A 3626-nucleotide genomic window follows, 5' to 3' on the forward strand; every position below is an offset into this window, starting at 1 on the left:
AACTAAAACCTTCCCAATCTACCGAAAAAGAAACCACAAAAGCTGGCTAAATTGTTTCTAAAAATACCATAAATGCCCCTTCATTCAGTCAGTTGAGTAGGGGAATTTATATCGTATTTTTATGTTATCTTGGGGGTATTTATACCGTTTTGCGGAAGGCAAAAGTCTTATACCATAAACTTTTCACGTTCCTAGTATGTGCCTCACTCATTCGCAAATTGCTATATTTTTACAATCCAAGTCAATCATTTTCAGTCTATAATGTTACCAGTGTAAAATAAATAAGAGGGGTTATTCATAATGAGTCCACATCCGTATAACTTTGACAACCTTCTCTTCTGGAATAACCTGATAAACCAAACGATGCTGAATATTAATACGTCTGGAATAATAGCTCGCTAAATCGCCACTGAGTTTCTCATAAACAGGATAAGATTGATACGGATTTGACTTAAGAATATTTAATAACTCGTTAGCTTGTTTTGCCAACCCAGTACGAGCCAGCTTTTCAGCATCTTTTTTCGCTTGTTTGGTAAAAACCAACTGCCAATTATCCATTTAAAATTGCTCTGATACCCGCCTCATCCACACAATCTTCAATAGAAGTGTTGCCACCTTCAATAATTGAATCTACCATACCAGGAATAGAATACAAATAAAGCGTTTCTTGAATAGAGTTCCAATCTTCCTCAGCAATTAAAATAGCATTCTTTTTCGTACCAGATAACAAAATTGGTTGATGATTATCATTGGTATCATTCACTAATTCATCAATTTGTTCTTTGGCTTCAGTAACAGTAAAAATTTTCATGTAACTATCCCTTAAATTAACAACAATAGTGCAGCCGATTTGTAAGGATTCAGGTGCCTCAAATGCATTCACAGAGAGGCTTCTACAATCTCAAAACTCGCCCAACTAACAGATTCATTCTCAATAAGCACTCTCATTAAGGCTTTCAGCATTTCTTAATGAGAGTGAGTATTTGGGCGTAATTCGGCCAAATGCTTACCTAGTATAGGTTTGACTGCTTTTTCTATGACCTAAATTCTTACACCGATTTTAACACAAGTTAAGTATTATTCAGGATAATAGCACCTTTTCTAAACATTTGTCAAATTTATTTTTACTTATTCTCGTTGCCAATTCTTGATAAGTTGCCTTGCTCTGAAGAATGGTACATTGACTGATTGATTACTTTTCTGGGTGTTCCTAGTGGATTGAGTAAAGCACTAATCAAAACATTGGTATCTATAACAACTCGATTAGTCTGAGTAAAACTCGTAGGTTGGGTTGACCCAAGGAAACCCAACAACTTCCAGGAATATTTTCACAATCTTGGTTGGGTTTCGCCTTTTGATCCGATTGGTAATAACTGCTCAATAATGATAGCTCAATCCAACCCACGGCTAGAGCGTCTGAGGGAATGCTAGATTTGACCATGACAGTAACTCAGCAGACAAACTACCATCAGGATTTTGGCATGAAAATTCATGGCTTGAGCGGACTAAAACTTTAATCTTTTCTCAATCTTTCTAACAATTCTTCGCGGGATAAATTCACTAAAGAAAGAAGTAACCCGGTGCGTTCTGAGATGGGAAGTTGGGCAATCTGTTCAACTAGACCAGACAATTCCGAATCTAGGGTTCCAAACCGCCCTTCCAGAAGACTAGCTATCAGCGAGAGTTGTCCCTCTAAAGTGCCTTCCTGTTTTCCTTCTATTTTCCACTCTTCTCGCTGTTTTAGATAGGCTGGTGATAGGTTCATGATGTCCTCCTGTTCCTCGCTACTTAAATTATCTCTCAATTCCAAATTCTTACGCCAGTTGGCTAGAATTTCTAACAAATTTTCTTGAAAAGAGTTATCTTCTGGCAATTGAACTAACTCTTCTACGGCTCTTTTTTGTGTTTCTCCTTTTCCTAAAACCCTCAACCATAAAGTGTCTTCACTCACTGGTAACTGGTGGATGGCAACGATTGCCACTTTGAGGAAGTCAGCTAAAAAGTAAACCCCTTTTAACCAATTCCTCTCATCGCTGTCAGCCCTGAATTCTTGAATCATTCTAGCTGAAAAGGTGGGGGTGAGAATCCATAAAACTGGCAATTCTGCGACCGTCAGAGTTTTGTTTGCCCGTTTCGCCTTTCTTAACAGGTCATTATGAACAGTATATAACTTTGATATACAACTGCGAATCTCTATTTCTGAGGGCGGGTTACGGAAAGGTTCAAACAAACAGGAAGTCGCCGCCATTTTTCCGAGTAAACCTAAAGGGAGTTCGGTCCTTGATGGTGAACTGGCCGGTTCAAACCAGACATCTATTTCTTGAACCTCACTTTTAACTTTCTTACTCTTTTTTATGGTTCCTAGAGGCGCTAACAGTTCCTCTAAATATTCCTTGGCAAATTGGTCGTGAATTTGGCGGGTCATTCTCGGAGATGACTGAGAATATAAAGGGGGATAAACTATCCTATTATATCATTAATTAAAAAGGAATCCAATCGACAACATTGATCCATGACTAGGAATCAAATTGACTAAGAGAGGAACGTCTTTTAAAAGGAATTAGTTTTTTGATTAATTCAGGTGTAATTAAGCCTTGGGGATAAAAAATCGTTCCCAAAACGATTAAAATTCCAAAAATAATCAAACGACCATCGCGCAAGAAATTCCCCAACCAAATTGGTAAACCATTCACGCCGCCAAGGGCGCGTAAAACTTCGGGCAAAGCAGTTAAAACAATGCCGCCCACCACGGGCCCGACAAAAGTTCTGGAACCACCAATTAAAACAAAAGCCAGGAAAATAATACTAGAATCAAAGGTTCCTTGACGGGAATTCCAAGTATTGAGAAAATGGGCACTTACCGCTCCCACAACTGCCGCTAAAACTGCCCCGAAAGTGAAGGATAAAACCTTGTGATAGGTGGGATTAATTCCCATGGACGCAGCTGCCAATTCATCGGCACGAATGGCATTAAATGCCCGACCAATTTTGATGTTTTCTAACCGATAGAGAAACAGCATAGTTAGGAATAAGAGGGGCAAGGCCAGCCAAAGGTAGGCTAATTGAGTAGTGAAGGGTTGGGGAATGGCGAAAATACCGACCGCACCGCCGGTTATTTCGAGATTAAGGGCAATAATTCTCAAAATTTCTACCCAGGCGATCGTGGCAATAGCTAAATAAATCCCTCGCAAACGGAGAACAGGAATACCTAAAACTATGGCTAATATTCCTGAAATAATGCCAGCAATTAACATTTCTAAAAAGACCAAAGCCAGGGGATAATTGCTGCCGGTATTAGTAAAAACTTTCGTGGAAAGAATGGCGGACACATAACCACCTAAAGCGTAAAAACCGGGGGTTGCTAAGGATAATTGACCGGCCATTAAGGGCAGATAAATTGAAATGCCTAAGATGGACCCAAAGATCATTGAAACAATTAAAAAACCATAGGTGTTAAAAAAGTCAGCCATATTTTCAGTGAGCGGTTATTGGGTGTTTAAGTTAGGGGAGGCAATTAGCTAATTTTATCACCGTTCTCTCCCACCTCATTCTCCGGTAATTCTCGAAATTATCATAATTTTTTACTTGGCACTTTTCCTATATGGTAGCGTTCGCCACCTTAAAAG

5 protein-coding genes and 1 pseudogene are annotated in these 3626 nt (G+C 39.1%); all 6 read right to left on the bottom strand.

Translation table 11 applies throughout. The features are described from left to right. Nucleotides 1-291: 291 nt before the first annotated feature. Nucleotides 292-558 carry a Txe/YoeB family addiction module toxin gene (locus IQ242_RS19445; RefSeq protein WP_002756029.1) on the bottom strand — a complete coding sequence of 89 codons (267 nt, stop codon included), beginning with the start codon at nt 556-558 and terminating at the stop codon, nt 292-294. Then, complete coding sequence (locus tag IQ242_RS19450) at nt 551-883, bottom strand: type II toxin-antitoxin system Phd/YefM family antitoxin (RefSeq protein ID WP_370583029.1); 333 nt, start codon at nt 881-883, stop codon at nt 551-553. The genes IQ242_RS19445 and IQ242_RS19450 overlap by 8 nt, the downstream gene beginning before the upstream one ends. A 213-nt stretch (nt 884-1096) precedes the next feature. Beyond that, nucleotides 1097-1310, bottom strand: a pseudogene (locus tag IQ242_RS27270) (putative toxin-antitoxin system toxin component, PIN family); the annotation flags it as partial. Next, the gene (locus IQ242_RS19455; RefSeq protein ID WP_193961094.1) at nt 1250-1441 is read right to left on the bottom strand and encodes a hypothetical protein; all 192 of its coding nucleotides are present in this window, start codon (nt 1439-1441) and stop codon (nt 1250-1252) included. The pseudogene IQ242_RS27270 and the gene IQ242_RS19455, both read right to left, overlap by 61 nt. Nucleotides 1442-1513: 72 nt before the next feature. Beyond that, nucleotides 1514-2425, bottom strand: coding sequence for a hypothetical protein (locus IQ242_RS19460; RefSeq protein WP_193961095.1), 912 nt, complete (start codon nt 2423-2425; stop codon nt 1514-1516). Between the two features lie 91 nt (nt 2426-2516). Further along, nucleotides 2517-3470 carry a branched-chain amino acid ABC transporter permease gene (locus IQ242_RS19465; protein WP_193961096.1) on the bottom strand — a complete coding sequence of 318 codons (954 nt, stop codon included), beginning with the start codon at nt 3468-3470 and terminating at the stop codon, nt 2517-2519. Nucleotides 3471-3626: the final 156 nt, after the last annotated feature.

Source organism: Microcystis sp. LEGE 08355 (assembly GCF_015207185.1).
GTDB classification, from domain to species: domain Bacteria; phylum Cyanobacteriota; class Cyanobacteriia; order Cyanobacteriales; family Microcystaceae; genus Microcystis; species Microcystis panniformis.